This is a genomic window from Thiomonas sp. UBA7699 (genome assembly GCF_002482605.1).
Lineage (GTDB): Bacteria > Pseudomonadota > Gammaproteobacteria > Burkholderiales > Burkholderiaceae_C > Thiomonas > Thiomonas arsenitoxydans.
This window is the reverse complement of the sequence record NZ_DLGH01000024.1, coordinates 75,368-97,317: the sequence shown is the minus strand read 5'-3', so window position 1 is coordinate 97,317 and position 21,950 is coordinate 75,368. Positions and strand designations below refer to the sequence as shown.

17 protein-coding genes are annotated in these 21,950 nt (G+C 63.6%); 2 read left to right on the top strand and 15 right to left on the bottom strand.

The window, feature by feature from the left end:
- Positions 1–52: 52 nt before the first annotated feature.
- The 12 genes from B3H47_RS10950 to B3H47_RS10895 form a co-directional block, all read right to left on the bottom strand.
- Positions 53–964, bottom strand: coding sequence for a spherulation-specific family 4 protein (locus B3H47_RS10950; protein WP_286987028.1), 912 nt, complete (start codon positions 962–964; stop codon positions 53–55).
- Entirely contained in the window at positions 957–1,859 is a 903-nt protein-coding gene (locus B3H47_RS10945; protein WP_286987027.1) for a DMT family transporter, read from the bottom strand. The genes B3H47_RS10950 and B3H47_RS10945 overlap by 8 nt, the downstream gene beginning before the upstream one ends.
- Before the next feature lie 49 nt (positions 1,860–1,908).
- On the bottom strand, positions 1,909–3,735 hold the full coding sequence (gene typA, locus B3H47_RS10940) for a translational GTPase TypA (RefSeq protein ID WP_156052744.1): 1,827 nt from the start codon (positions 3,733–3,735) through the stop codon (positions 1,909–1,911).
- Entirely contained in the window at positions 3,732–4,769 is a 1,038-nt protein-coding gene (gene truB / locus B3H47_RS10935; RefSeq protein WP_286987026.1) for a tRNA pseudouridine(55) synthase TruB, read from the bottom strand. The genes typA and truB overlap by 4 nt, the downstream gene beginning before the upstream one ends.
- A 31-nt stretch (positions 4,770–4,800) precedes the next feature.
- On the bottom strand, positions 4,801–5,163 hold the full coding sequence (rbfA, locus tag B3H47_RS10930) for a 30S ribosome-binding factor RbfA (RefSeq protein ID WP_013105626.1): 363 nt from the start codon (positions 5,161–5,163) through the stop codon (positions 4,801–4,803).
- A 21-nt stretch (positions 5,164–5,184) separates the two neighbouring features.
- Positions 5,185–8,106 (bottom strand): translation initiation factor IF-2, encoded by a 2,922-nt coding sequence (infB, locus tag B3H47_RS10925; RefSeq protein WP_286987025.1) that lies wholly within the window; start codon positions 8,104–8,106, stop codon positions 5,185–5,187.
- A gap of 61 nt (positions 8,107–8,167) precedes the next feature.
- The gene (nusA, locus tag B3H47_RS10920; RefSeq protein ID WP_276706955.1) at positions 8,168–9,646 is read right to left on the bottom strand and encodes a transcription termination factor NusA; all 1,479 of its coding nucleotides are present in this window, start codon (positions 9,644–9,646) and stop codon (positions 8,168–8,170) included.
- Positions 9,643–10,218 (bottom strand): ribosome maturation factor RimP, encoded by a 576-nt coding sequence (gene rimP / locus B3H47_RS10915; RefSeq protein WP_013122960.1) that lies wholly within the window; start codon positions 10,216–10,218, stop codon positions 9,643–9,645. The genes nusA and rimP overlap by 4 nt, the downstream gene beginning before the upstream one ends.
- Positions 10,219–10,563: 345 nt before the next feature.
- Positions 10,564–12,183, bottom strand: coding sequence for an ABC transporter ATP-binding protein (locus B3H47_RS10910; protein ID WP_286987024.1), 1,620 nt, complete (start codon positions 12,181–12,183; stop codon positions 10,564–10,566).
- Positions 12,180–13,247 carry an ABC transporter permease gene (locus tag B3H47_RS10905; RefSeq protein ID WP_286987023.1) on the bottom strand — a complete coding sequence of 356 codons (1,068 nt, stop codon included), beginning with the start codon at positions 13,245–13,247 and terminating at the stop codon, positions 12,180–12,182. The genes B3H47_RS10910 and B3H47_RS10905 overlap by 4 nt, the downstream gene beginning before the upstream one ends.
- Positions 13,244–14,263 (bottom strand): microcin C ABC transporter permease YejB, encoded by a 1,020-nt coding sequence (locus B3H47_RS10900; protein WP_049774720.1) that lies wholly within the window; start codon positions 14,261–14,263, stop codon positions 13,244–13,246. The genes B3H47_RS10905 and B3H47_RS10900 overlap by 4 nt, the downstream gene beginning before the upstream one ends.
- A 35-nt stretch (positions 14,264–14,298) precedes the next feature.
- Entirely contained in the window at positions 14,299–16,173 is a 1,875-nt protein-coding gene (locus B3H47_RS10895) for an extracellular solute-binding protein (protein ID WP_286987022.1), read from the bottom strand.
- A gap of 77 nt (positions 16,174–16,250) precedes the next feature.
- Here B3H47_RS10895 and fabI point away from each other — a divergent pair, with 77 nt between their 5' ends.
- A complete protein-coding gene (fabI, locus tag B3H47_RS10890) occupies positions 16,251–17,060 on the top strand; it encodes an enoyl-ACP reductase FabI (RefSeq protein ID WP_286987021.1) in 810 nt (269 codons plus the stop codon).
- A 208-nt stretch (positions 17,061–17,268) separates the two neighbouring features.
- Here the strand turns inward: fabI and B3H47_RS10885 are convergent, their stop codons facing one another.
- A complete protein-coding gene (locus B3H47_RS10885; RefSeq protein ID WP_286987020.1) occupies positions 17,269–18,288 on the bottom strand; it encodes a transporter in 1,020 nt (339 codons plus the stop codon).
- A gap of 117 nt (positions 18,289–18,405) precedes the next feature.
- On the opposite strand from B3H47_RS10885, the gene B3H47_RS10880 reads away from it, so the two are divergent.
- Positions 18,406–20,034 (top strand): 3-(methylthio)propionyl-CoA ligase, encoded by a 1,629-nt coding sequence (locus tag B3H47_RS10880; protein WP_286987019.1) that lies wholly within the window; start codon positions 18,406–18,408, stop codon positions 20,032–20,034.
- 15 nt (positions 20,035–20,049) lie between these two features.
- On the opposite strand, the gene B3H47_RS10875 is transcribed toward B3H47_RS10880, so the two are convergent.
- Together B3H47_RS10875 and B3H47_RS10870 are read right to left on the bottom strand one after the other, a co-directional pair.
- On the bottom strand, positions 20,050–20,580 hold the full coding sequence (locus B3H47_RS10875) for a hypothetical protein (RefSeq protein WP_286987018.1): 531 nt from the start codon (positions 20,578–20,580) through the stop codon (positions 20,050–20,052).
- A gap of 22 nt (positions 20,581–20,602) precedes the next feature.
- Positions 20,603–21,895 (bottom strand): NAD(P)/FAD-dependent oxidoreductase, encoded by a 1,293-nt coding sequence (locus tag B3H47_RS10870; RefSeq protein ID WP_286987017.1) that lies wholly within the window; start codon positions 21,893–21,895, stop codon positions 20,603–20,605.
- Between the last annotated feature and the right edge of the window lie 55 nt (positions 21,896–21,950).

Here is a 21,950-nt window from a genome sequence, read left to right as displayed (position 1 = left end):
CTCCTGTTTTCTGTCTCCAAATCTACACGACAGTCGGGGGGCGATGGGGGCCTCAGTTCTTGCTTTGGTTCAACGCCTGAATGATCTGGATCTGCGCCGGATAACTGGTACTCAGCTTGGCCCACGGATCGTTGCCGCTGCCCTGATCGGTCAGATAAACATAACCGACGCCCTGCTGGTACAGACTGGAAAGCGTAGCCGCCTGAGTCTGCGTAAGATTGCTGATACCCAGCGCCAGATAGGCGAATTTCGCCGGCGGGTAAGAAGCGAGGCTCGCCGGCGCGGCGGGTAGATTCAGGTCTGCGCTTTCGTGCATCACCGTGATGTCGGCCGTCTGGGCGATGGACAGGTCGGGATAGGTGCCGGGATTGATCGCGACCAGCGCGGCCTGACCACTGCCCGGCTGAATGTCCTTGCGCACCGTGGCAGCGGCCGCTGCGTAATAACTCGCCAGGCTGCCCTTATTGGAAACCTCGTCAAAAAAAACGCCGTCCACGCCATAACACTGGGCGTAGGTCTGCACATCCTGCTGCACCAGCGAGAGCGCGCGCGAGCCGTAACTGGTGTGAACGTAGCCCAGTACTTTCACCCCGGCGGCGTGAAGCTGACCGATGCCCTGCGTGAAAGCGCTGAGCGTGGCCGAGGGCGGAGTGGTGCATGCGACCGGCCCGTTTTGCGGGTTGATGATGGCGACCGTGGGCACCGCGGCCGCATTAGCGGCCACCTCCGTCCAGGCGGGATTCTCGGCCGTCGTGTAAGTCGCGCCGCTGCCGCTGGACACCAGCGGATAGCCGTAGAGCGGCACGAGCACACCCATCGGCGTGGTGCGCTTTAAGGCAACAGGTGTGGCGCCCGTGGTCGCACTGTCGGTAGAGGCGCTGGTGCCGCCCCCGCCGCCGCAGCCTGACAACAACAAGCCCGTCAGGCCGATCCACAGGCCTGCGTGGCGCAAATTTTTAAGCATAAATTTGCTCTCCCCGTTTGATCTGCCGCCATCCCAGTAATTCGTTGCCTACTAGTGCGAACATGATCAGTCCACCGCCCATCAAAGTCCCGATGCCCGGTTGTTCACCTGCGCCGATCCACGCCCAGAGAATGCCGAACACAATCTCCAGCAGACCGAGCAAACCGACCTCTGCCGGGGCCAGACGCTGAGCCGCCCAGACAGCGAGCAAACCCGGTACAGCGAGCTGAAACACGCCCAAGAACGCCAGCCAGAGTAGATCGTGCAGGTCCACGCTCACAGGCCAGGCCGGAAACGCCACGGCAAGCACCGAGAACAGCGCACCCAACATCACGGCCGCCTGCATCGGCACAGCGGGCCCGGCCCGTCTCAGACTGACCCAGTTGGCCGCCGCGCTGAACGGCACGGCCAGCGCGACGAGCATACCGAGCAACTGTGTCGATCCGTTGAGGTGATGCAGGTTTTGCCAGACGATCCATCCCATGCCCGTCAGGGCAAGCGCGATGGCCAGCCAGGTCCGCGCGGGCAAGGCGTGGCGCAGCACCAGCCAACCCAGCAAGGCGGCGATGAGGGGACTGAGACTTTCGGCGATCAGGGTTTGCGCCACCGTGGTCAGGGTGAGCGCCACCATGAAGGCGGTGAACATCACCCCCCAGAACCCGGCCGACAGCCACAACAGCGGCGAAGCATGCCGCACGTCGCGCGCCAGACCGCGTGGCCCTTGGCGCCAGAGCAGCCAGGCCAACACACCCAGCGCCGCGAAGCTGCTGCGCCAGAAGACCAGATCGAGCCCGTTCTGGTGATGCAGATGCCGGGTGATCACCCCCGCCACGCTCCACATCAGCGTGGCGCCCACCATGGCGAGCACGGCGCGGACGTGAGGTTTGGCCACCATCTGCCGCGCGGGGTGTAGAGCGGGATTCGGGGCGGGATTCAGAGCAGACTCAGGCCGAGCGACCGGCGCGCTTGCGCTCTTGTTCGGTCAGATAGCGTTTGCGCAGGCGCACGCTCTTGGGGGTGATTTCGACCAGTTCGTCGTCTTCGATGAACTCGACGCCATACTCCAGATTCAGGTCGATAGGCGGCGTGACCTTGATCGCATCTTCCTTGCCGGACACGCGGAAGTTGGTCAGCTGTTTGGTCCGGGTGGCGTTGACCACCAGATCGTTGTCGCGGCTGTGTATGCCCACGATCATGCCTTCGTAAACCGGATCACCCGCCTTGACGAACATGCGGCCGCGGTCATCGAGCTTGCCCAGGGCGTAGGTGAAGATTTCACCATCGTCCATGGAGATGAGCACGCCGTTCTTGCGTCCGGCGATCTCGCCCTTGTGCGGCTCGTAGCCGTCGAAAATATTGGAGATCAGGCCAGAGCCACGAGTCAGATTGAGAAATTCGTTGGTGAAACCGATCAGGCCGCGCGCCGGAATACGGTATTCGAGGCGCACGCGGCCGCGGCCGTCCGGCTCCATATTGACCAGCTCACCCTTGCGCTCGCCCAGCGCCTGCATCACGCCGCCCTGGTGCTGCTCTTCGATGTCAGCGGTCACCAACTCGATCGGCTCATGGCGCACGCCGTCCACGTCCTTGAACACCACACGCGGCTTGGACACCGCCAGTTCGTAACCTTCGCGGCGCATGTTTTCCAGCAGAATCGTCAAGTGGAGTTCGCCGCGGCCCGAGACTTCGAAAATGCCGTCTTCGTCAGTCTCCTTCACCCGCAGCGCCACATTGCTCTGCAATTCTTTCTGCAGCCGATCCCAGATCTGGCGGCTGGTGACGTACTTGCCTTCTCGGCCGGCCAGAGGGCTGGTGTTGACGCAGAAGTTCATGGTCAGCGTCGGTTCGTCCACCTTGAGCATGGGCAGCGGCGCCGGGTTGAGCGGATCCGTGACGGTCACGCCAATGCCGATGTCGGCAATGCCGTTGATCAGCACAATGTCGCCCGGGCCCGCCTCGGTCACCTGCACGCGGTCGAGTCCCTGGAAGGTCAGCACCTGATTGACGCGGCCCTTGAACGAGTTGCCGTCCACCCCTTCCATCACCAGCACGTCCATGCCAGGTTTGATCGTGCCGGCATTGATGCGGCCCACGCCGATGCGGCCGACGAAGCTGTTGTAGTCCAGTGCCGAAATCTGCAGTTGAAGCGGCGCTGCCGCGTCGCCGCTATGCGGCGGCACATGCTTGAGAATGGTGTTGAACAGGGCGGACATGTCCGGGCCCCATTGCTGGCCCGGCTCGCCCTCTTCCAACGAAGTCCAGCCGTTGATGCCCGAGGCATAGACCACGGGAAAGTCGAGCTGCTCGTCGGTGGCGCCGAGCTTGTCGAACAGGTCGAACGCGGCATTCACCACCGCATCGGGCTTGGCGCCCGGCTTGTCCACCTTGTTGACCACCACAATAGGCCTGAGCCCCAGGGCCAGCGCCTTTTTGGTGACGAAGCGCGTCTGCGGCATCGGGCCTTCCTGGGCATCGATCAGCAGCACCACGCCATCGACCATGCTCAGCGCGCGCTCGACTTCACCGCCGAAGTCGGCGTGGCCCGGGGTGTCGACGATGTTGATGTGCGTACCTTCCCAGCTCACCGCGCAGTTCTTCGCCAGAATGGTGATGCCGCGCTCGCGTTCGATGGCGTTGTTGTCCATCACCGTATCCACGACTTTTTCGTGTTCGGCGAAGGTGCCCGACTGACGCAGCAGCTGGTCGACCATGGTGGTCTTGCCATGGTCGACGTGGGCGATGATGGCGATATTGCGGATGGATTTGCTCATGGTGTTGCGTCCTGATGGAAAGATTCGGGGAGAGATTCGGTTCGGGGTTGTGAAATGGGTAGCGGTATCGCAAAAGTTCTGGCAGGGGCGAGTTCGTCGGAGCAAAGCAGGCGGCGCGGCGATAACACAACCGACTCCGCGCCTTGCTCCCAGGCGCCGATGCCCAGCAGCACGGCGTCCTGGCCCGCCGCTAGCGGTCCGTAAACCCGTACGTCTTCGCCCGGCACTACAGGTTCATCCGGCGCCAAACCACTCAGACGAGCACCGTGCAAAAACCGCTGGGCCAAGGCAAGATCGAGATTCTGGCGCGGCGAAGATTGCAGCAGCACGTCGGTCGACAGCAGCCTGCTGCGCAGATCGGCAGGGGCCAGCGCTTCGGCCTCGTCGAGCGTCAACGCCTGTTCCAGCGAAAAACCGCCGCTTGCCGTGCGCGTCAGTGCCGCCAGATGCGCGCCACAGCCTAGCGCCTCACCGATGTCACGCGCCAGCGCGCGAATGTATGTGCCCTTGCCGCAATGCACGGTCAGCGCCAGTTGGTCGTTTTGCAGCGACAACACGTCCATCGAGTGAATTTGCACCGTGCGGGCCGCCACCTCGACGGTCTCGCCCGCCCGGGCATAGGCGTAAAGCGGCTTTCCGTCGCGCTTGAGCGCGCTATGCACCGGCGGCGTCTGGCTGATGGCGCCGATGAACCGCGGCAGAACGGCATCGACCTGTGGCCGGCTCACCTGTATGGCACGGCGTTCGACGATCTCACCTTCGGCGTCATCAGTCGTCGTGCGCACGCCGAGTTGCAGCACTGCGGCATAGCGTTTGTCGGCTTCGAGGTGACGCTGGGCGAACTTGGTCGCGGCGCCGAAGCAAAGCATCAACAGACCGTCGGCCAGAGGATCGAGCGTGCCGCCATGCCCGGCCTTCGCGGCGCGCAGCCTGCGGCGCACGCGAAACAAAGCCTGCTGCGAGGTCAACCCGCGGGGCTTGTTCAGTAGGAGCACGCCGTTGACCGCCTCCCAAGGCGTTTTCTGGACATTCATGGTGGTCAAAACCCGGGCGCGGCACGCCGGATCAATCGTCTTTGGCCTGTTGCGCCAAGGCCTGGCGGATCAGCCCGTCCATCTCCGCCGCCTTCTCGGTGGTCGGATCGAACAGAAAGTGCAGCGTAGGCACGGTGTGGATCTGCAGGCGCTTGAACAGCAGGCTATGCAGATACCCGGCTTTGTCGCTCAAGATCTGGCGCGCAGTGTCTGGCTCGGCGCCGATCACGCTGAAGTAAACCTTGGCGTGGGCGTAGTCGGGCGTGAGCTGCACATCGGTGAGCGTCACCAGCCCAAGCTGCGGGTTGCGCAGCTCGCGCTGAATCAGTTCGGCCAGATCGCGCTGGATCTGGTCGGCGATACGCTGGGTGCGGTTGGGCGTTGCGCGCTTCATCTCAGTCTGGCTGCTGGCCCATTACAGGGTGCGCGCCACGTCCTTGATCTCGAAGACTTCGAGCTGATCACCCTCTTCGATGTCCTGGTAGTTCTTCAACGACAGGCCGCACTCGAAGCCTTCCTTGACTTCGCGCGCATCGTCCTTGAAGCGCTTGAGCGAATCGAGCTCGCCGGTGTGAATGACCACGTTGTTGCGCAACACGCGCACCTGCGCGGAGCGGCGCACCAGACCCGACAACACCATACAGCCGGCCACCGCGCCCACCTTCGGGATGCGGAACACCTGGCGAATTTCGACCAGACCGAGAGTCTCTTCCTTCTTGTCCGGCGTGAGCATGCCTGACATGGCCGCCTTGATCTCGTCGACCGCCTCGTAAATGATGTTGTAGTAGCGGATGTCGATGCCGTTGTTCTCGGCCAGTTTGCGCGCTCCAGCATCGGCGCGGGTGTTGAAGCCGATGATCACCGCATTCGAGGCGATGGCCAGATTGACGTCGCTCTCGGAAATGCCGCCGACCGCCGCATGCACCACTTGCACCTTGATTTCGGAGGTGGAGAGCTTGGTGAGCGCATGGATGAGCGCTTCTTGCGAACCCTGCACGTCGGCCTTGATGATGAGCGGCAGGTTTTGCGCGCCTTCGTTCAATTGCTCGAACATGTTTTCGAGCTTGGCGGCCTGCTGGCGGGCCAGCTTGACATCGCGGTACTTGCCCTGGCGGAACAGCGCAATTTCGCGCGCCTTGCGCTCATCGAGCAGCACCATGATTTCTTCACCGGCGCTGGGCACTTCGGTCAAGCCTTGAATTTCCACCGGGATGGACGGCCCAGCCTCGGTCACCGGCTTGCCCAACTCGTCGAGCATGGCGCGCACGCGGCCGAATGCGGCCCCGGCGAGCACCACGTCACCGCGCTTGAGCGTGCCCGACTGCACCAGGATGGTGGCCACAGGACCACGGCCTTTGTCGAGGCGCGATTCGATCACCAGCCCTTTGGCTGGGGCGTCAATCGGGGCCTTGAGCTCCAGCACTTCGGCCTGCAGCAGAATCTGTTCAAGCAGGCTATCTATGCCTTCGCCGGTCTTGGCAGACACGGGCACGAAGGGCGAGTCGCCGCCGTATTCCTCGGGCACCACGCTCTCGGCAATCAGTTCCTGGCGGACGCGATCCGGGTTGGCCCCCGGCTTGTCGATTTTGTTGAGCGCCACCACCAAGGGCACGCCTGCCGCCTTGGCGTGGGCGATCGCTTCCTTGGTCTGCGGCATCACGCCGTCGTCTGCGGCCACCACCAGGATGACGATATCGGTCGCTTTCGCACCACGCGCCCGCATGGCCGTGAAGGCTTCGTGACCCGGGGTGTCGAGGAAGGTGATGATGCCGCGCGGCGTTTGGACGTGATAGGCGCCGATGTGCTGCGTAATGCCGCCGGCCTCGCCTGCCGCCACTTTGGCGCGGCGGATGTAGTCGAGCAGCGAAGTCTTGCCGTGGTCGACGTGACCCATGACCGTGACCACCGGCGCTCGCGGAAATTGTTCCGCGTCGGCCATCGCGCCTTCGCCGTCTTCCGTCAGGAAGTTTTCGGGATCGTCGAGCTTGGCGGCAACGGCGGTATGGCCGAGTTCCTCGACCACGATCATCGCAGTTTCCTGATCGAGCACCTGGTTGATGGTCACCATCTGTCCCAGCTTCATCAGGCTCTTGATGACCTCGGCGGCCTTCACCGACATCTTGTGCGCCAATTCGGCCACGGTAATGGTCTCGGGCACATGCACCTCGCGCACGATTATCTCGGCAGGCGCTGCCTGCACATGCTGCTCACCGCCCCGATCATTGCGTCCGCCGCGACGCCCAACCGTCGTTTTCGGGCCGCGCCAGCCACCCGGCGCTCCGGTGGGATTGCCGCGGGGTTTGATCGACGCACCGCGCTTTTTCGCCGCGTCGTCCGCCCAGGAGGACGACAGCTTTTCCGACTTGACCTGCTTGTCGTCCTTCTTCGCCGCAGTACCCGGCGCGGCCGTGGCACTGGCCCCGGCCGTCTTGGCTGCACCCGCCGCCGGTTTGTGGATCGTGCCCTTGATGGTGCCGCTGACGGGAGCTGCCTCGGCCGTCTTGACCGCAGGCTTCTCGGCGCGCATCACCGTGCGCGGGCGGGCCATCATGTCGCGAATGGCGGCGGCTTCCGCCTCGGCGGCCTTGCGGCGCTTTTCGATCTGCGCCAGTTTGGCGGTTTCTTCGGCGTCCTGCTTCTTCTGCGCTGCGGCGCGCTCGGCTGCAGCGGCCTGCGAACTCGCCAAAGCCGAGGCAGCCGCCTCGCTCGCTTGCGACGGCTCCTTGTCTTGCTTGTCTTGTATTTGCGCGGTCGGCTCGGCCGTCACGGTCGCGGGCTGTTGCGACTTGGCTGCAGCTTCGCGGGCCGCCTGAGCCTCGCGCTCGGCCTGCTCGCGGGCTTGCTGCTCCTGGCGCTCCTGGGCAGCCCGACGCTCCTGCTCGGCTGCGCGCTGCGCAGCCAGTTCTTCGGCCTGGCGCGCGAGCAAATCGGCCTGACGCTGCGCCTCAGCCTCGCGGCGTTGGAGTTCGGCATCATCCACCACCGGCTCGTTCGACTCGGGTGCAGCCGACGCCTCGGCAACCGGTGCGGATTCGTCGCGTTTGACGAACACACGCTTTTTGCGCACTTCCACGTGAATGGTGCGCGCCTTGCCCGTGGCGTCCGCCTGCTTGATCTCGCTGGTCTGCTTGCGGGTCAGGGTGATTTTTTTGCGCTCGCCGCCAGCTGCACCGCCATGCGCCGCGCGCAAGTGCTCAAGCAGGCGGGCCTTGTCGGCCTCACTGATGACGTCGTCTGCCGCGCGCGCTCCGACTCCCGCCTGTTGCAGTTGTTCCTGCAAGAGGTTCAAGGGTTTGCCGAGTTCTGCAGCGAGTTGTGAGACGGTATGACTGGCCATTGATGGTGTGTCCTAGTACGGCTTGAAACGTGTGAAGTGCGGGCGACAGGTTCGGAGGGGTTCAGGCGTCGAACCAGTGCGCGCGCGCCTTCAGAATGAGGTCGGCGGCCCGGGCCTCGTCGGTGCGGAGAATGCCGGTGAGCTCGTCGGTCGCCAGATCGCCCAGATCGTCAAGGGTGAGCACACCGGCTTCGGCCAGCAGGGCCAGCTCGTCTGCGCTCAGGCCATCGAGCGCCTTGAGCGCCGGATCGACCTCATCGAGCTTCTGCTCGCGCGCGATTTCCTGCGTGAGCAAGGCATTGCGGGCGCGTTCGCGCAGTTCATTGACCGTGTCTTCATCGAAGGCCTCGATCTCCAACATTTCGTTGATCGGCACGTAGGCCAGTTCTTCGAGGCTGGTGAACCCTTCTGAAATGAGAATGTCAGCCACTTCCTGATCGACGTCGAGCTTTTCGACGAACAGGCTGCGCATTTTCTGCGTTTCCTGGGTGTTGCGGGCGTCGGACTCTTCGGCGCTGAGAATATTGATCTTCCACCCCGTCAACTCGGAGGCCAGCCGCACGTTCTGCCCGGTGCGGCCGATGGCCAGCGCCAGATTTTCCTCGTCCACAGCCACATCCATGGCGTGCTTTTCTTCGTCCACCACGATGGAGGAAACATTCGCCGGCGCCAGCGCGCCAATGACGAACTGCGCCGGATCTTCCGACCAGAGCACGATATCGACCCGTTCGCCGCCGAGTTCATTGGTCACCGCGGTGACGCGCGAGCCGCGAATGCCCACGCAGGTGCCGATGGGATCGACACGGCGGTCGTGCGACACCACCGCAATCTTGGCGCGAACTCCCGGCTCACGGGCGCAAGACTTGATTTCCATCAGGCCCTGCTCGATCTCGGGCACTTCCAGGCGGAACAACTCGATCATGAATTCCGGCGCGGTGCGCGAGATTTCGATCTGCGGGCCGCGGGCGGTGCGGTCGATCTTGGTAATCACCGCGCGCACCCGGTCACCCACCCGCAGGTTTTCCTTCGGAATCAGATCGCTTCGGCGCAGTCGCGCATCGACCTTGCCCGATTCGATGATGAGGTCGCCCTTGTCGAGGCGCTTGACCGAGCCGTTGAAAATCTTGTCGTTACGGGCCAGGAAATCATTGAGGATCTGCTCGCGCTCGGCGTCACGGATTTTCTGCAGAATGACCTGTTTGGCCGCCTGCGCGCCGATTCGGCCGAAGGCGATGCTCTCGATCGGTTCCTCGATGTAGTCGCCCACTTCGATATCGGGAATCTGTTCCCGCGCTTCGAACAGCAGAATTTCGCTGTCGGGCAACTGCAGTCCGGCTTCGTCAGGCACCACATGCCAGCGACGGAAGCTTTCGTATTCGCCGGTATTGCGGTCGATCTGCACGCGCACATCCGCCTCGCCTTCATACAAGCGCTTGGTTGCGGAGGCCAGCGCGGCCTCGACGGCGCCGAAGACGACATCGCGATCGACATTCTTTTCACGCGCCAGGGCGTCCACCAACATCAAAATCTCGCGACTCATTTTCGACCACTCCCAAAATCGACAACAGGCACCAGGCGCACATCGCGCACCTCGGCCAGACTGAAATTCATGACGGACAACACGTCCTGCTCTTCTGCCTTGGGAGCGACAGGCGCTCCGACAGCTTTCGGCTTTTTGTTCGCGGCGCCGGGTTTGCCTTTGCCTTTGCCTTTTGCGCCCACCTCAGGCGGCGACAAGGCGACGGAAAAACGCCCCGGCTCGTCGTCTTGCGAGCGCTCGAGCAAAACGCCGCGGTACTTCTTGCGGCCCTGAAACGGCACGCGAAGAACGACGTCGATCTCCAACCCGGCAAATCGCACAAAATCTTCTGCCTTGCGCAGAGGACGGTCCAAGCCGGGAGACGACACCTCCAGACGACCGTAGTCCACGTTTTCCACTTCAAACACATACTGCAACTGACGGGTCACCCGCTCGCAGTCTTCCACCGTCACCGGGGCGCCGTCGGCATGATCGATGGTCACGCGCAGCAAGCCGCGCGGAAGGTGTTCCACCTCCACGAGTTCCAGTCCAAGACTGGTGACTGCCGTATCGATTGCCTGTGCTGCACTCATGCGTTTGCCAATATTCCGTTCATCACCTGACCGCAAATCTCGTCAATCGCCCGCCGCGCAAGCAAAAAAAAAGGGCGATGACGTCGCCCAGTTTTTGCTCACTGCTGTGGTCGGGCCCGCACACTGCGCTCTCCCGGTGTTCTGCCACTGCCAAGCGACTGCTCTTTGACTACTTTTTCTTTGAAAACTGCGCTCTGAACTGCGCCCTCTATGCCCCATCAGATAAAGTCTGACAAAGCCTGAGTCTGAAATTCTCGGAAATTTTCTTGCGGTCAACAAAAAAGTGGATTATAGAGAGGAAGGAACTTTTTGGCAATAACGCGGCTCGGCTGCGCACACTTTGCGCTATCCGTCGCGCACTTCTTCCCCCAGATCGGATGCTGCGAGCAAGGCCTGGGTGTAGGGCTGGCGTGGCGCACGCAGCACGGCGTCTGCCTGCCCTTGCTCGACCACCTTTCCCTGGTGCAGCACCAGCACACGCTGCGACAGCGCGCCAATGACCGACAGATCGTGGCTGATGAGCACATAGGCCAGCCCATGCCTTTGCTGCAATGCAGCGAGAAGATCAAGTACCTGCTGCTGCACGGAGACGTCGAGCGCGCTGGTCGGCTCGTCGAGGATGAGCACCTTGGGCTCCAGAATCAGGGCCCGCGCGATCGCGATGCGCTGGCGTTGCCCACCCGAAAATGCGTGCGGATAGCGTTGCATTTCGGCCGGAGAAAGCGGCAAGCCGACTTCCGCCAGAATCTGCTGGGCGCGCTCGCGACGTTGCACGGCATTCCACCCAGGGCGATGGATTTCCAGACCCTCTTCGACGATCTGCGCCACAGTGCGACGCGGCGACAGGCTGGAAAACGGGTCCTGGAACACGATTTGCGCCTGCGCGCGCAAGGGGCGCAGCGCAGCAGCGGACAACCGGGCCGGATCGCGTCCCAGCAGACTCACCTCCCCGCCCTGTCGGCGCAGCAGACCGAGCAGTGCGAGCGCGAGGGTCGATTTGCCGCTGCCCGATTCGCCCACCACGCCCAAGGTCTGCCCTGCGAGCAATTCCAGCGAAATGTCCTGCAGCACGGTGTGCCAGTGTTTGCGCCAGAAGCCGCTGTTTTGGGCGAAGCGCACGCTCAGCGCGCGCGCCTGAAGCACGGTGGGCAGCGGCGCCGCATTTTTTTCGGACTCCTGCACGAGGCGGCGCGGGCGGCTGCGCAGCAGCATTTGCGTATAGGGGTGCTGAGGCGCGGCGAACACTGCGCAAACCGTTCCGGCTTCCACCACCCTGCCCTGCTGCATGACGGCCACGCGGTGCGCATAGCGCCGCACCAGATGAAGGTCGTGGGTGATGAACAGCAAGGCCAGGCCGTACTCGGCCTGCAAGGCGTCGAGCAGATCGAGAATCTGGCGGCGCACGGTTACGTCGAGCGCGGTGGTGGGCTCGTCGGCCAGCAGCAGGCGGGGGCGGCAAGCCAACGCCATGGCAATCATTACCCGCTGCCTCTGGCCGCCGGAGAGCTGATGCGGATAGTCCGCCGCACGCCGCGCGGGCTGGTCGATGTCCATCTGCCCCAGCAACTCCACGGCCCGCGCCCAAGCCGCGCGGCGGGACAGCGCCTCGTGCAGCTCCAGCACCTCGGCAATCTGCCGCCCGACCGGATGCAGCGGGTTGAGCGCGGTCATCGGCTCCTGAAAGATCATGGCGATGTCTTTGCCGCGCAGACCGCGCATCTGGCGCTCGCTCAGTGTGGAGAGTTCGCGCCCGTCGAACATCACACTGCCGGTCTGTTGCGCCCCGTCCAGCAGACGCAGCAAGGCCAGCGCCGAGACGGTCTTGCCCGAGCCGGATTCGCCGACGAGCGCGACTTTTTCGCCCGCGGCGATGTCGAGATCGACGCCATGCACCACGGTTTGGGCGCCAAAACGCACCTGCAGATTGCGTACTTTGAGCAAAGGGGTTGAAGGCATGTCGCTCATCCCCGGCCCGCGCCAGTGTGCCGGGGATCCAGGGCGTCGCGCAGCGCCTCACCGATGAAGGTCAGCAGCAAAAGAATGCTCACCAGCGCGCCGAAAGCTGCCGCTGAAATCCACCAGGCATCCAGGTTGGCCTTGCCCTGCGCCAGCAGTTCGCCCAGACTGGGCGTGGGCGGCGGAACGCCCAGACCGAGAAAGTCCAGACTGGTGAGCGCCAGCAGCGCCCCACTCATGCGAAACGGCAAAAAGGTGACCACCGGCGTCAGGCTGTTGGGCAGGATGTGCCGCCACATGATGCGCGCGTGCGACAGCCCCAGCGCCTGCGCGGCGCGCACATAGTCCATCTGCCGGTTGCGCAAAAACTCGGCGCGCACATAGTCGGCCAGCCCCATCCAGCCGAACAGAGAGAGCAGCACCAGCAGCAAGGCCAGGCCGGGCGCGAACACCGCCGAAAAAATGATCAGCAGATACAGCTCAGGCATCGATCCCCAGACCTCCATCAGCCGCTGTACCGACAGATCGATGCGCCCGCCGAAATAGCCCTGCACGGCGCCGATGAGCAGGCCCAGCAGCGTGCCCGTGACGGTGAGCGCCAGCGCGAACAGCACCGACAGCCGGAAGCCGTAGATCAGCCGCGCCAACACGTCACGCCCGCGATCGTCGGTGCCCAGCCAATGCCGCGCCGAGGGCGAAGAGGGAAAAGGCCGCTGCGCGAAGTAGTCGATGGTGGTGGCGCTGTAGGGAATGGGGGGATAGAGCGCGAAATTTCCGGGGGCCGTCAGCTTGGCGCGAATGTAGGGGTCGAGATAGTCGGTCGGCGTGTGGAAGTCGCCGCCAAACGTGGTTTCGGGATAGCCGTGCAGCAGCGGCAGATAAAACCGTCCGTCATAGCGCACCAGCAGCGGTTTGTCGTTGCTGATCACGGGCGCGAGCAGACTCAGGCCGAACAGCAGCAGAAACAGCCACAGGCTCCAGCGCCCCAGGCGATGCGCCTTGAACCGCGCCCATCCCTGCGTGAGAAAGGGATGGCGCGCGGGCTGCGCCTGCGCCAGCGCGGCGGCGCTCACCGCAGCGCTCCGAACTGGATGCGCGGATCGACCCAGACATAGCTCAGGTCGGCGATCAGTTTGGTGAACAGTCCGATCAGGGTGAAGAGATAGAGCGAGCCCATCACCACCGGATAGTCGCGCCGCATCACGGCCTCATAAGACAGCAGTCCCAGCCCCGGCAGCGAGAACAGGGTCTCGATCAGCAGCGAGCTGGCGAAGAACGCACCGATGAAAGCCGCGGGGAAGCCCGTCACCAACGGCACCAGCGCATTGCGCAGCACATGCCGCCACAGCACGGTGCGCTCGCTCAAGCCCTTGGCGCGCGCCGTCAACACATATTGCTTGCGGATTTCCTCCAGAAACGCGTTCTTGGTCAGCATGGTGATGATGGCGAAGCTGCCCGCCGTGGCCGCCAGCACCGGCAAGGTGATGTGCCACAGGTAGTCGGTGATCTTGTGCCATAGACTGAATTGCGACCAGCCGTCGGACACCAGCCCGCGCAGCGGAAACCACTGCAACCAGGTGCCGCCCGCAAACAGCACCAGCAGCAGCACGCCCAGCACGAAGCCCGGAATGGCGTAGCCCACCAGCACCGCAATGCTGGTGGACACATCGAAGCGGCTGCCATGCCGCACCGCCTTGGCGATGCCCAGCGGAATGGAAATCAGATAGGTGAGGAGAAAATTCCACAAGCCCAGCGAGATGGAGACTGGCAGCCGCTCTTTGATCAGCGTCCACACCGCTTCGTGGTGGTAATAGCTGCGGCCGAGGTCGAAATGCGCAAACTGCCACAGCATGTCGAGGTAGCGCTGCAGCGGCGGTTTGTCGAAACCGTAGAGCTGGCGCAGCTCGGCGAGTTGCTTGGGCGAGATGCCCTGCGCACCACGGTAAATGCCTTGCGCAGTGGCGGCTTCACCTGCCGCACCGCCTTCCTTGCCGCGCAGTTGCGACACCATCTGCTCCACCGGCCCGCCGGGGACGAACTGCACCACGATGAAGGTGAGGGTGAGCACGCCCAGCAGAGTGGGAATCATCAGCAGTACGCGCTTGAAGATATAGGCCCAGAGATTCACGTCGGCGCTCCGGAAGCGGGTTTGGCATCAGCCCACCAGCATTGCACCGCCCAGCCTTCAGGCTGGTAGTACAGCGGCAAGGTCTTCGGCCAGGAAAATTTGTGTGCGGCAATCGCCACGCGGAAGGTGTCGCTGTACCACTGCGGCACCGAATACCAGCCGCAGACCAGCACGCGGTCGAGCGCGCGGCAGGCCGTTTGCAGGGCCTGCATGGAGGTGGCCGCCACCACGCGCTCGATCAGCGCATCGACGGCCGGATCGCGCAGGCCCCAGACATTGTCCGAGCCCTGCACCGAAGCAGCGCGCGAGCCGAAGCGGTCGAACAACTCGTTGCCCGGGCTGGTACTGCCGCCGTAGCGGATGGTGGTCATGTCGAAGTCGAAAGTGTCCATGCGCTGCTGGTACAGCGCGAAATCCACCAGGCGATAGTTGAGCGTGATGCCCAGCCGTTGCAGCGCCTGCGAATAAACCGAGATGATGCGCGACATCGAACCCTGGCTGTCGAGGTAATCGATCACCAATGCCTGCCCCTTGGCATTGCGTAGCGCACCATCGCGCCAGTGCCAACCTGCCTGCTCCAGCAGCGCGCGCGCCTTGAGCAGATTGCCGCGCAGACTGTTCGGCGGGGCCGTCGATGGCATGCTCGGCAAGGCGCCGAAGGCCTGCGGCGGCAACTTGGCGCGCAGCGGCTCCAGCAAGGCCAGTTCATCCGGCCCCGGCGCGCCATGGGCGTCGAACGGCGAATTGGCGAAATAGCCTTCGATGCGTTTGTACGCGCCGTAGAACAGCATGCGGTTGAGCCACTGGAAGTCGAGCGCCAGCGCCAGCGCCTGACGCACCCGAACGTCCTGAAACTGCGGACGGCGCAGGTTGACCACGAAGCCCTGGAACCCGGCCGGGTTGTGGTTGGGCAGCTCCAGTTTTTTCAGCGCGCCGCTGTCGAACTTCGGGCCGCGATACTGTCTCGCCCAGTTGCGGGCGATGAACTCCTGCAGCAGGTCGTACTCCCCCGCCTTGAAGGCTTCGAGCCGCGCCGTGCCGTCGAGATAAAGCTTGTAGCTCACCTCGGAAAAATTGAACTGCCCGCGACGGGTGGGCAAATGCCAGCCCCAGTAGTCGCTGCGGCGTACGTAGGTGATGTCGCGCTGCTGCGAGGTGCGGGCGATGCGGTAGGGGCCGCTGGCGATGGGCGTGTCGATTACTTCGTTGAACGCGCGCTGGCCCGCCCACTTGGGCGAAAACACCGGCAGGCCCGCAAGCAAAATGGGCAGCTCGTGATTGCGCCGCTTGAAAGTGAAGCGCACCCGCCGCTCATCCAGCGCGGCCACGCCGGCCACGTCGGCGTAGATACTGGCGAACTGCGGCGCGGCCGCGCTGCTGATCAGGGTGTTGTAGCTGTAGGCCACGTCGTGCGCGGTCACGGAGTCGCCGTTGGAAAACCGCGCCAGCGGGTTGAGGTGAAACAGCACGGAAAGCCCGTCTGCCGCCACGGCAATATCGTCGGCCAGCAGACCGTAGACGGTGTTGGGTTCGTCCCAACTGGCGGTCATCAGGGTCTCGAACACCAGGGTGTTCAAGCCCGGCGCAGCGTTGCCTTTGAGGGTGAAGGGGTTGAGCTTGTCGAAACTGCCGCCCACGGTGGACGGCGTGAGCACCAGGCTGCCGCCGACCGGCGCTTGCGGATTGACGTAGTCGAAATGAGTGAATCCGGGCGGATACTTCGGCTGGTCGTACAGCGCGTAGGCCGGTTGTTCCGGCTGTTGTTCCAGCTGACTCGCCCACGCCGCCCCAAACGGAAACAAGCCCAGCGGCAGACTTTGCAGCAAGCGGCGGCGGGCGGGAGATAGCGGACGGGACAGGGCGTGTGCCATGCGAGAATTCTGCATGACTTGCCACGGCTGCGTGGCAAACCCCTGCAAGACTGCATCACAACTGAAAGCGCCCCATCATGGCATTCCTTCAAGGCAAACGCATTCTCATCACCGGCCTGCTGTCCAACCGCTCCATCGCCTACGGCATCGCCCAGGCCTGCCACCGTGAGGGCGCCGAGTTGGCGTTCACCTATGTGGGCGAACGCTTCAAGCAGCGCATCACCGAATTCGCCGCCGAGTTCGGCAGCAGCCTGGTGTTCGACTGCGACGTGAGCGACGACGCGCAGATCGACGCCACCTTCAGCGGCTTGGCCGCCCATTGGCCGCAGCTCGACGGGCTGGTGCATTCCATCGGTTTCGCGCCGCGCGAGGCGATTGCCGGCGACTTCATGGACGGCCTTTCTCGCGAAGGATTCCGCATCGCCCACGACATCTCGGCCTATTCCTTCCCCGCGCTGGCCAAGGCCGCGTTGCCGCTGCTGAGCAAATCGGTGGAAGCGGGCCAGATGCCTTCGCTCATCACCATGACCTACCTGGGCGCAGAGCGCGTGGTGCCCAACTACAACACCATGGGCGTGGCCAAGGCCGCACTCGAAGCCACGGTGCGATTCATGGCCGAGTCGCTGGGCCCGCGCGGCATGCGGGTGAACGGCGTGAGCGCCGGGCCGATCAAGACTCTGGCCGCCTCGGGCATTGCCGATTTCGGCAAGATGCTCAAGTTCAACGAGGCCAACGCCCCGCTGCGCCGCAATGTGGACACACAGCAGGTCGGCAACGCCTCGGCCTTTTTGCTGTCCGATCTAGCGGCCGGCATCACCGCGGAGATTCTGCACGTCGATGCCGGCATGCACGCCGTGGTCGGCGGCATGGCCGCTCTGGGCGAGTAAGTCACACGCCCGGCGTGGAAGTCGGGTGAGCCATGCGGACACGAATCGTTCCCGTGCTGTGCTTTGCCGCCATCTCTGCGGCACTCCTTCTCACCGCTTGCGGCAAACGGACTGAATCCCAGTCCGTTTGCCGGGGCAAGCGGCGTACCTGACTATCTCGCGGGCGCAACCGCCTAATTCGGCTGGTCGAAGTGACGCGCTAAAGAGGTCAGTCGTCTCGTTGACGAAACAGCAGCCACGCCAGCAGGCCGGAGGCCATCAGCACCACGGCCACCATGGTCCAGAACCCGGCCTTGTCTTCCGCGAAGGGAATGCCGCCCACGTTCATACCGAATAGGCCGGCGATCACATTCATCGGCAGCGCCACCACCGTCACCGCGGTGAGCACGAACAGAGTGCGCCCGGTGCGTTCTTCAATGCTGGCGGCGATTTCTTCCTGCAGTAGCTTGATACGCTCCTGCTGCGCCACGAGATCGCGCAGCACCACCGAGAACTCCTCGGTGGAATGCCGCAGTTCCTCCCAGTCCTGCGGCCCGAGGCTTTGCGGCGGACGACTGAGCAGGCGGAACATGGCCGCGGGTTCAGGCGCCAGCAGGCGTTGCAGCCGCAACAGATTGCGGCGCAGCGCACCGAGTTGCACCCGGCGTCGGCCCAGACGGCCGGCCAGCAGCTGATCTTCGATGGCATCAACCTTGCTGGCGGCGCCGCGCAGAATGGCGATAAGTTCATCGGCCTGATCGCGCAATAGATGATCGACCAGCGACAGCGGCGAGGAAAACGTCTCGCCCGCCTTGACCGCGATTCGCAGGCGGTCGATGGCCCGCAGCGGCTGCATGCGCACGCTGATGACCCGACGCCGCTCCACACTCATCCACAGGGTGGAGACCTGCAGCGATTCGCGCTGTGCGAAGTCGTACACCACATCGTTGACCACGGCCACCAGCGCCTGATCCACCACTTCCAGCCGGGTGGAACGCACCCCCTCGCGCAGGGTCTCGAAGCAATGCGCGGCATGCGGCAGGTTCGCCAGCAACCACTTTTCAGCGGTGACATTGGCCGCGTTGAAATGCAGCCAGACGAAAGACTCCCCCTCCGTCGGCGCCGCATCACCGAACCAACGCTCGGCTTGGTACAGATCCAGCGCTTGGCCGCGCCCCTGTGCATCGAACAGATAGCCGCAGATCAAGCCGGATTGGCCAGGTGCAATAACAGAAACGGGTACGGTCATGGGCGGGATGGCGAGAGTGGCAGACGCAATGATCGCAAACTCCAGTGAATACCCTGTCATGCACCTCCCAGCCCGGCAGTGCAACAATTGGTAAACATCACAAAACAGGAGACCGCCATGCTGGGCTTGATGCAAAACCATCCGCTGATGATTTCCGGGCTGCTCGATTTCGCTGCGCGCTATCACGGCGACACCGAAATCGTCTCTCGCCGGGTAGAGGGCGATGTTCACCGAACCACTTATGCCCAAGTGCAGCAGCGTGCCGCCCAGTGCGCCAACGCGCTCGACGCGCTGGGGCTGACGGCGCAAGACCGCGTGGGCACCCTCGCCTGGAATGGCTACCGGCACTTCGAGCTGTATTACGGGGTGTCGGGCAGCGAGCGCATTTTGCACACCCTCAACCCCCGGCTGCACCCCGAGCAGATTGCCTGGATCATCAACCATGCCGACGACCGCATGGTGTGCTTCGATCTCACCTTCGCCCCCATTGCCAAGGCGATCGCCGCGCATTGCCCTGGGGTGAAACACTGGGTGGCGCTGTGCGAAACTGGTGCCCTGCCCGCCGATCTGGCCGAGGCCATCCCAGGGGTGCTGAGCTACGACGAATTGCTCGCAGCGCAACCCACCCGCTACGCGTGGCCCGTGTTCGACGAAAACACCGCCTCCTCGCTGTGCTACACCAGCGGCACCACCGGCAACCCGAAGGGCGTGCTCTACAGCCACCGCTCCACCGTGCTGCACGCCTACGCCGCCGCCCTGCCCGATGTGATGAACCTGTCGGCGCGCGATAGCGTGTTGCCCGTGGTGCCCATGTTCCACGTCAACGCCTGGGGCATTCCCTACGCGGCGGCGCTGACCGGCGCCAAGCTGGTGTTCCCCGGCCCGGCGCTCGACGGCAAATCGCTGTTCGAACTGATGCGCGACGAGGGCGTGACCCTAGCCGCCGGTGTGCCCACCGTCTGGCTCGGACTGCTCAATTTCATGCGCGACAACAAAGTCAGAATTCCCACTTTGCAGCGCACGGTGATCGGCGGCGCGGCCGCCGCCCCGGCCATGATCCGCGCCTTCGAAGAGGAACTCGGCATTCACGTGCTGCACGCCTGGGGCATGACCGAAATGAGCCCGCTGGGCACCTTGTGCAGCCTGAAAAACAAACACCTGGCACTGGATAAAGCATCGCAATTTTCCATTCAGGTCAAGCAGGGGCGGCCGATTTTCGGGGTGGATGTACGCGTGGTAGACGGCAACGGCGCCGACCTGCCGTGGGACGGAAAATCCACCGGCAACCTGCTAGTGCGCGGGCCGTGGATTGCGAGCGACTACTACCGCAGCGAGGCGCCCAGCCCCTTGCAGGACGGCTGGTTTCCGACCGGCGACGTCGTCACCATCGACGCCGACGGCTATATCCAGATCACCGACCGCACCAAGGACGTGATCAAGTCCGGCGGCGAATGGATCAGCTCCATCGAACTGGAAAACATCGCCATGGCCCACCCTGCCGTGGCCATGGCCGCCTGCATCGCCCGCCCCGACCCGAAGTGGGACGAAAGGCCGCTGCTGGTCGTGGTCAAGCGCGAAGGCAGCACGCTGGAGCGCGACGAGCTGCTGGCGTTCTACGAAGGCAAGGTGGCCAAATGGATGATCCCGGACGATGTGGTCTTCGTCCCGGCCATTCCCCTAGGCGCCACCGGCAAGATTCTGAAAAACCGCCTGCGCGCTGAGTTGACCGCGTCCCCGCAAGCCTGAGGTAAGACTCGGGCTTCAATGCCCCGCAGCTCCCTTGCTGTCAGGGTCGTTGTTGTTCAGCGCGCCGGCCATGCGGGCCAGGGTTTGGATGCCGTGCTGCACTTCCTTGTCGCGCAGCATGTGCATTAGGCCGCCGAAGCCGCCGAGGTGTTTGTCGTCGGAGGCTTGACTGGCCTGATCGATCACCGCGCTGATTCTGTCGGGCAGCTTGAGCATCTGCGTCATGGTGGCGTTGAGGTCGGTGTCTCGCAGCCCCTCTGCCGCGAGGATGGCGTTATCGCGCAATTGCCGCAAAGCGCCCACTTCGTAGAGGGTGACGAGGGTGGCGAGCAGCTCGCGCACGGCTGGCAGCAGCTTGGGGTCTTGCACCAGTTCAGTGAGCGTGAGCACCGCTTCGGTCATTTCGCCGCCGAGGTTTTTCACCGCAAAACTGCCAAGTTCTTCGGCCTGCGCATAGCGGTCGGCCATACGGCCTAGCGCGGCCCATTGCGTCGGGTTGAGTGCAGGGGCGGCCGCGGTCCCCTTCGAGGTATCGGTCATGTCCATGGTGGTCTCCCGTTGCGCTGGCTCAAGCCGCCATTTTTTCGGCCATGATGCGGGCGGCATCCAGGCCCCACGGCGGCATCTTGCCTTTGGAGCGGAAGAACAGATTTTTGTACTGCATCTTCAGCAAATAGGGAATGTGACCGAGCTTGAGTACCTGAGTGTCGCCGCCGAACCAGGAGTTGGAGCGGATGTAGAAGGCCTGGTTGTTGCCAATGTCGCCAATGCAATACACCACAGGCTGGAGCTTGCCATCGGCCTGCTCGGCCGTGAGCCGCTTCATGTCTTTGGCAATTTGCTTGCCGACGATTTCAGCCTGCTGGTGGCCAATGGCGCCGAGCTTGGGCAGCGTGGCGGCGGCGCAATCTCCCGCAGCAAAGACCGTGGGATATTTTGGGTTGCGCATCAGCAAGTCGGTGATGATGAAGCCCTCGCTGTCGCTGATCGGCAAGCCTTTGAGGAAGGCGTGCGGCGTCCAGTCGGGGAAAATGATTTTCAACTCGGCCTCGACCGACTGGCCGTTGGCGAATTCCACACCCTCCTTGGTCAGCCGCTTGATGTCCTTCGTCTTGTTCATGTAGTGAAAACCCATGCCGCTGGCGATGTCGAGCAACTGACCGACCACTTTCTCGCCAGCGTCTTCGGCGATCAACGCGGCCGGGGTGAACACGGTGATCTTGTCCGGCCCGCCCTTGCCGTTTTGTCCTAGCCAGGTGGCGCAGGCAAGCATGGTTTCGACCGGCGGGCCTTCGCACGCGGCCTCGGCTGCAGGAATGCTGCCGCCGGGATACGGCTCCAGCCCCTTGGCGCCATCGCCCTGGGTGAAGCGCGCCGAGCCTATGGCTATCGGCCCGCCCTTGTAATCGTGCATCAGATACTGGCGCAGCGCCTCGCCGTAGGTGTTGTCGGTGACGGTGTGGCCGAACTGCGCGAAGCCCTCGATCTTGTCGAACGCCAGCCGGTTGCCCAAAGCCACCACCAGATAGTCGTAGGTCGTGGATGTGGGCGCTGCGCCGGGGCGCTCAGTGGGCACATAGTCCACGCGCTTGGCATCCACATCGAGGGCAGTGACTTCGCCCTGGATGAAGCGCGCGCCGATGTCGTGCAGCGGCTCCAGGATGTCCATGGTCATGGTGAGCTGCGGGTTGCGGTTCTCGAATACCTCTGCCGGAATATTGGGGACGTACAACAGGTAGGGTTTGCGGTCGATGACCGTGATGTCCACACTGTCGCCCGCGTACTTACGGATTTCCTGCGCACTGCCCAGGCCCGCGAAATTGCCGCCCAGAATCAAGACCCGTGGTTTTGCTGCACTCATGGCGTTCTCCTCAAGTGAGTTGTGGATCCGGGGAAAGAGAGCCCAACCCCGGTGG

What these genes read in the sequence shown, in the direction of transcription:
- B3H47_RS10950 (WP_286987028.1), bottom strand. Translation starts at nt 964, where the DNA reads ATGCTTAAAAATTTGCGCCACGCAGGCCTGTGGATCGGCCTGACGGGC.
- B3H47_RS10945 (WP_286987027.1), bottom strand. Translation starts at nt 1,859, where the DNA reads ATGGTGGCCAAACCTCACGTCCGCGCCGTGCTCGCCATGGTGGGCGCC.
- typA (WP_156052744.1), bottom strand. Translation starts at nt 3,735, where the DNA reads ATGAGCAAATCCATCCGCAATATCGCCATCATCGCCCACGTCGACCAT.
- truB (WP_286987026.1), bottom strand. Translation starts at nt 4,769, where the DNA reads ATGAATGTCCAGAAAACGCCTTGGGAGGCGGTCAACGGCGTGCTCCTA.
- rbfA (WP_013105626.1), bottom strand. Translation starts at nt 5,163, where the DNA reads ATGAAGCGCGCAACGCCCAACCGCACCCAGCGTATCGCCGACCAGATC.
- infB (WP_286987025.1), bottom strand. Translation starts at nt 8,106, where the DNA reads ATGGCCAGTCATACCGTCTCACAACTCGCTGCAGAACTCGGCAAACCC.
- nusA (WP_276706955.1), bottom strand. Translation starts at nt 9,646, where the DNA reads ATGAGTCGCGAGATTTTGATGTTGGTGGACGCCCTGGCGCGTGAAAAG.
- rimP (WP_013122960.1), bottom strand. Translation starts at nt 10,218, where the DNA reads ATGAGTGCAGCACAGGCAATCGATACGGCAGTCACCAGTCTTGGACTG.
- B3H47_RS10910 (WP_286987024.1), bottom strand. Translation starts at nt 12,183, where the DNA reads ATGAGCGACATGCCTTCAACCCCTTTGCTCAAAGTACGCAATCTGCAG.
- B3H47_RS10900 (WP_049774720.1), bottom strand. Translation starts at nt 14,263, where the DNA reads ATGATTCCCACTCTGCTGGGCGTGCTCACCCTCACCTTCATCGTGGTG.
- B3H47_RS10895 (WP_286987022.1), bottom strand. Translation starts at nt 16,173, where the DNA reads ATGGCACACGCCCTGTCCCGTCCGCTATCTCCCGCCCGCCGCCGCTTG.
- fabI (WP_286987021.1), top strand. Translation starts at nt 16,251, where the DNA reads ATGGCATTCCTTCAAGGCAAACGCATTCTCATCACCGGCCTGCTGTCC.
- B3H47_RS10885 (WP_286987020.1), bottom strand. Translation starts at nt 18,288, where the DNA reads ATGACCGTACCCGTTTCTGTTATTGCACCTGGCCAATCCGGCTTGATC.
- B3H47_RS10880 (WP_286987019.1), top strand. Translation starts at nt 18,406, where the DNA reads ATGCTGGGCTTGATGCAAAACCATCCGCTGATGATTTCCGGGCTGCTC.
- B3H47_RS10875 (WP_286987018.1), bottom strand. Translation starts at nt 20,580, where the DNA reads ATGGACATGACCGATACCTCGAAGGGGACCGCGGCCGCCCCTGCACTC.
- B3H47_RS10870 (WP_286987017.1), bottom strand. Translation starts at nt 21,895, where the DNA reads ATGAGTGCAGCAAAACCACGGGTCTTGATTCTGGGCGGCAATTTCGCG.